Annotated in this window: 5 protein-coding genes; 4 read left to right on the top strand and 1 reads right to left on the bottom strand. The window is 62.9% G+C overall.

Annotated elements, in window-relative coordinates; all coding sequences use genetic code 11:
* Positions 1-99 precede the first annotated feature (99 nt).
* The 3 genes from R4P95_RS33305 (at position 100) to R4P95_RS33295 (ending at position 2,592) form a co-directional block, all read left to right on the top strand.
* Positions 100-1,572, top strand: coding sequence for a class I adenylate-forming enzyme family protein (locus tag R4P95_RS33305; protein WP_213576919.1), 1,473 nt, complete (start codon positions 100-102; stop codon positions 1,570-1,572).
* Between the two features lie 86 nt (positions 1,573-1,658).
* Positions 1,659-2,384 (top strand): LLM class flavin-dependent oxidoreductase, encoded by a 726-nt coding sequence (locus tag R4P95_RS33300; protein WP_317747830.1) that lies wholly within the window; start codon positions 1,659-1,661, stop codon positions 2,382-2,384.
* Positions 2,359-2,592: a hypothetical protein gene (locus tag R4P95_RS33295; protein ID WP_317747831.1), complete on the top strand. Its 234-nt coding sequence runs from the start codon at positions 2,359-2,361 to the stop codon at positions 2,590-2,592. Before R4P95_RS33300 ends, R4P95_RS33295 begins: the two co-directional genes overlap by 26 nt.
* Positions 2,593-2,708: 116 nt before the next feature.
* Here the strand turns inward: R4P95_RS33295 and R4P95_RS33290 are convergent, their stop codons facing one another.
* Positions 2,709-4,730 carry an NADPH-dependent 2,4-dienoyl-CoA reductase gene (locus tag R4P95_RS33290; RefSeq protein WP_317747832.1) on the bottom strand — a complete coding sequence of 674 codons (2,022 nt, stop codon included), beginning with the start codon at positions 4,728-4,730 and terminating at the stop codon, positions 2,709-2,711.
* Positions 4,731-4,873: 143 nt separating this feature from the next.
* On the opposite strand from R4P95_RS33290, the gene R4P95_RS33285 reads away from it, so the two are divergent.
* Positions 4,874-5,419 carry a PadR family transcriptional regulator gene (locus R4P95_RS33285; RefSeq protein ID WP_213576917.1) on the top strand — a complete coding sequence of 182 codons (546 nt, stop codon included), beginning with the start codon at positions 4,874-4,876 and terminating at the stop codon, positions 5,417-5,419.
* The last annotated feature ends 130 nt before the right edge of the window (positions 5,420-5,549 follow it).

The raw sequence follows: 5,549 nt of genomic DNA, 5'->3' as shown, positions 1-5,549 counted from the left end.
TCTGGACCCTGCAATTCTCCGCCATCAACGCAATCGCCGCCCGCGACGGCGCGCAATAACACAAAACACCACACCCCAACCCGACCCGATAGGTACGCCATGCATTTCGCTTCCCTGCCCGACCACCGCGCCGATCTGGACCCGCACGGGCCGGCGATCTCCGACGGGCGGCAGTCGCTCACCAACGCCGAGCTGCTCACGCGCGTACGGGCGGCCTCACATCACCTGCACGAACTCGGGATCGGTGCCGGCGATGTCGTCGCCGTGAAACTGACCAACCGCCTCGAGTTCGTCGTGCTGCTCTTCGCGGCCTGGCGGATCGGCGCTACCGTCACACCGGTCAATCCCAGCATGACCGACATCGAAGTGGAACGCCAACTACGCGATTCCCACGCGCGCCTGCTGGTCATCGAGGACGGCTCGACCACACCGGACACCCCGACTCTCTCCGCCGACGCCCTCTACACCGACCACGCGGGGTTCGATCCGGCACCGATCCTGGACCCGACCGCCCTGTCGCTACTCGTCTACACCAGCGGCACGACCGGCACACCCAAGGGCGTCATGCTCGACCACAGCAACATCGAGGCCATGGCCGAAATGATGGGCGTGGCACTGGCGTTGGAGCCAAGGGACCGTTCCCTGCTGATCCTGCCGCTCTTTCACGTCAACGGCATCATTGTCAGCATTCTCTCTCCATTGCTCGCTGGTGGCAGCGCCGTCATCGTCGGCCGGTTCGACCCGAAAACTTTCTTCGACCTCGTCGAACGTGAACGCCCCACCTACTTCAGCGCGGTACCCACGATCTACAACATGCTCGCCGCGCTCCCCCCGGAGCTCGTCCCCGACACCTCGTCGTTGCGATTCGGGGCCTGCGGAGCCGCACCCGCCTCGGACGTGTTGTTGACCCGGTTCGAGAAGCGTTACGGGTTCCCACTGATCGAGGGCTACGGACTCTCCGAAGGGACCTGCGTCTCCACCTGCAACCCAGTCAACGGCCCCCGCCGCGCCGGCAGCGTCGGACTCCCCCTCATCGGCCAGGAAATCCGGATCGTCGACGACAACGGCACCGAACTGGCCAACGGCGAGGACGGTGAGGTCATCGTCCGAGGCCCCAACATCATGCGCGGCTACCTCGGCCGCCCCGAAGAAACAGCGCGCACCCTCGTCGACGGCTGGCTCCACACCGGCGACGTCGGCCACTTCGACCCCGACGGCTACCTCGTTCTCGTCGGACGGTCGAAGGACATGATCATCCGCGGCGGAGAGAACATCTACCCCAAGGAAATCGAAGATGTTCTGACCACAGACCCCTCGGTCCTCGAAGCCGCCGTGATCGGTGTGCCCGACGAGAAATGGGGCGAGATCGTCGTCGCCTACGTCCAACCACGACCAGGCGCCACCATCGACACCACAGCGCTGACCACACTCTGCGAACAACACCTCACCGGCTACAAACGACCCACCGCGTACATCATCAAAGCCATCCCCAAGAACGCCGTCGGCAAAATCGACAAACCCACCCTGAGAAACACACACACCGAAGTCAGCACAGCCCACAGTGGTAGTTGACGGAGCGTTGGGGTGCACGAGCGACCGCGTTGAGCGGTGCTGAAAGTCCACCGAGACAGAATCTGCGTCGCGTCAGCACTATCGCGTTGTTTCTTCAGGCTGGACGTATCGCCGCCGACATTGTGAGGAGCCCGATCGATGAAGCTAGATCTCTACCTTCCGAACTTCCGCGACCACGTGACACTGCAAGAACTCGAGATCTCACCGCCCTCGCCGAGGACGTCGACTTCGATTCGGTGTGGACGCTCGACCGGATTGTCGTCCCCGAAACCTCCGACCGGGCGGAGCTCCAATACCCGTTCGGCATGATGACCGACCTGCCTGACAGCGTGCCGGTCATTCCGCGAGGCAAGTGGTTTCAAGGAATGACTCTGATCCCATGGCGGGCCCCGAAGACTCGGAAGGTGCAGATCGGCATGAGCATCATCGACACCCCGTACCGTTCCCCCGGGGTTCTCGCCGCTGAACTCGCCACTCAGGACCACCTATCCAACGGCAGGCTCAACGTCGGGGTCGGTGCGGGCTGGATGCCCGAGGAGTTCGCGGCCGCCAGCGTCCCGCACCTGTTTCCCCGCCGACACGGGCACGTGCGCGAGACAATCGAAATCATGCAGGGCATCTGGTTCAACGAGTTGTTCGAGTACCACGGCGAATTCGCCGACTTTCCGCTATCAGGATTCGGCCACAAGCCGATCCAGAAACCTGGCCCGCGGATCTACTTCTCAGGCCTGAAGGATCCGAAGCGCTCGGCAAAGCGGATCGCGAAGTACGGTCTACAGGGCCAGCATGATCTGGTTCGTCATCACCGATGAGCCGGTCGATCAGAGCCCGGCGGGCAAGGCCACGAACTTGCTCGGGGGTACGGCTCAACAAATCGAGGATCGGCTCGAGAGCTACAAGGAGGCCGGCCTCACAATGCCGCTTCTGTGGCCACCATTCAGGGACGTGCCGACCTCGAAGACCATGGACGACCTCGAGCGTCTGACCGAGGAAATCATGCCCACGGTGAACGCGAGCTGAGCTGTGGAACGTTGAGGGGTGCACCGCTGAACCGGAGACCCTGCAACGACCGATCGGAGGAGCGGTTCGCCGACAGGCGGACCGCTCCTCCCTCATTCGATGAGACCCGCCGCCGATCAGATGCTGGCGGCCAGTTCCGCGCCCTCCCGAATGGCGCGTTTGGCGTCCAGTTCCGCAGCGACCGACGCTCCCCCGATGAGGTGTGTCGGTATCCCTCGTGTCAGCAACTCGTCGTAGATGTCACGCTCGGGCAATTGTCCGGCACACACGATGACCGTGTCCACGTCCAGCGTGGTGGCGCGACCGTTCACGGTGATGTGCAGACCCGCGTCGTCGACGGCCTCGTAGGTAACCCCCGACATCATCTCCACTCCGCGAGACGTGACGTGTGCCCGGTGGATCCAGCCAGTGGTCAACCCGAGGCCCGCACCCACCTTGTCGGTCTTCCGCTGAAGCAAATAGACCCTGCGTGCGGATCCGCGTTTCACCGGTGCCCGCACTCCGCCCGGAACATCCGGATCGACGTCCACTCCCCAGTGCCGGAAGAAGTCCTCACGTGCATGGGTATCGGACGATTCCTCGTTGGTGACGAACGCGGCGATATCGAAACCGATGCCGCCGGCACCGATGATCGCGACTCGGTCACCGATCGGTGCCCTTCCGCGAAGGACTTCGACATAGCTGACCACCGACGGATGCGATGCTCCGGCGATCGAGATCTCGCGTGGTTTCACTCCCGTCGCGAGAACGATTTCGTCGAAATTCTCGGACACCAACAGTTCGGCATCAGCCTGTGTCTTCAGCCGGACCGAGACACCCGCTTCATCGAGTTCACCCTCGTAATATCTGATCGTCTCGCGATACTCCGACTTACCCGGGATACGCCAGGCCAGATCGAACTGCCCGCCGAGCGTGGGACGACTTTCGAACAGTGTCACCTGGTGGCCCCGTCGGGCGGCGAACGCGCTGAATGCCATCCCCGCAGGCCCGGCCCCCACCACGCCGACGCGTTTGCCAACCTTCGGCGGGGCGACCAGCAACGTGAGCTCATGGCCTGCCCGGGGATTTACCAAGCAGGTCGTCGTCTTTTCGGCCAACGTATGGTCGATGCACGCTTGATTGCAGGCGATGCAGGTGTTGATGCGGTGCGCCCTCCCGGTACGTGCCTTGTTCACGAAGTCCGGGTCAGCCAGCAGCGGACGCGCCATCGATACCAGGTCCGCAGAACCGCTGGCCAAGATGGCCTCCGCGAGTTCAGGAGTGTTGATCCGGTTGCTCGCGACGACCGGAACAGTCACAGCCGCGCGAATCTTCGCCGAGTAGTCTCGGAACGCTCCCGCAGGCACCGGTGACGCGATCGTCGGGATACTCGATTCGTGCCACCCGACTCCGGTGCTCAGAATCGACACCCCGGCCTGCTCGAGTCGCCGCGCCAGTTCGATCGTCTCCGTGAAGGTGGAACCGTCCGGAACCAAATCGGTGACGGAAATCCGGAAAGAGATCAGAAAGTCTTCGCCGACCGATCGGCGGGTGCGGCGCACGATCTCGAGGGCAAACCGTGCCCTGTTATCGAAGTCCCCGCCCCATTCGTCGAGCCGGAGATTGGTACGGGGCGCGAGAAATTCGTTGATCAGATAGCCCTCGGACCCCATGATCTCGACACCGTCGTAACCGGCGGTCTGCGCCAGCACAGCCGCCGCTGCGAAGTCGTCAATGGTCTCTTCGATCTCTACCGGGTCCATCTCGCGCGGAACGAAACGATTGATCGGCGCTCGCACGGAACTCGGCGCCACGAGATCTGGATGCTTGGCATAGCGACCGAAATGCAGGAGCTGCAATATGATTCGACTGCCCGCGTCGTGCACCGATCGTGTCACCAGCTGGTGCCGCCCTACGTCGTTGGCGGTGGACAGTGTCGCGCCCACCTCGAACGGCCTGCCGGCATGGTTCGGAGACACGCCGCCGGTGACGATGAGCCCGACACCGCCCCGTGCACGCTCGGCGTAGAACTCCGCCATCGCCTCGAATCCGCCTTCGACTTCTTCCAAGCCCAGGTGCATCGAACCCATCACTACCCGATTGGGCAGGGTCAACGGCCCCACCTGCAGCGGTTCGAACAGTCTGCGGAAGGCGGTCATCGATCTCGTCCTTTGCTAGCGGCTATGTGCTGTCTCGCTGCGAAGACTAGCTTTTGTGCAACTTGTTGCACAAGTGGTGTGAGCCGCATGAGTAAAGTTGGCAGCGCCATACGTCACACGAGAAACCACGGAGGTCGCAATCGATGTCGCTGAGGTGCGCGATCCTGACGGCGCTCGTGGAGCGCCCCGCCACGGGCAAGGAGCTGACGCGACGCTTCGACTCGTCCATCGGCTACTTCTGGCATGCGACCCACCAGCAGATTTATCGTGAACTCGGGATTATGACCGGGGACGGTCTCATCCAGCCGCATGCCAGCCAGGTCAAAGGCAGGGGCGCACCTCGCACATACGAGATCACCGAAACAGGCGTGCGCTATCTACGAGAATGGGTGGACACCAGGCAAGAGCCGGTGCCCCTCAGGGATCCGCTCCTCGTGCGCATGCGCGCCGCCGCCGTTCTGGGCGACGTCGACCTGACGGACGACATTCACCAGCATTTGGACTATCACCGGTCCCTTCTCCAGACGTACCGCGATATAGAGGATCGGGACTTCAAAGGTCCCCTGACGTCTCGCCGACAACGACTCCAGCACCTGATCCTGCAGGCGGGCATCGACAGTGAACTGTCCTGGACCGAATGGTGCACGAAGGCGGCGAAGCAATTTGCGGCCGATCGGGCCGAGGAGTAGCAGCGTACGTCCTGATCGACGGCGCGTGTCGGTTGTCTGTTTTCGGGTGATGTGTTGGCGCACAGGTACCAGTGAAGGGCGCACTCGTTCTATCGGTGCCCGCTCACCGGTTCCTAGGTTGGCAGTGTCC

The organism is Rhodococcus sp. IEGM 27 (genome assembly GCF_033142305.1).
In the GTDB taxonomy this organism is placed as follows: Bacteria; Actinomycetota; Actinomycetes; order Mycobacteriales; family Mycobacteriaceae; genus Rhodococcus_F; species Rhodococcus_F oxybenzonivorans.
The sequence above is the reverse complement of the archived record's forward strand: the minus strand, read 5'-3'. Positions and strand labels throughout refer to the sequence as shown.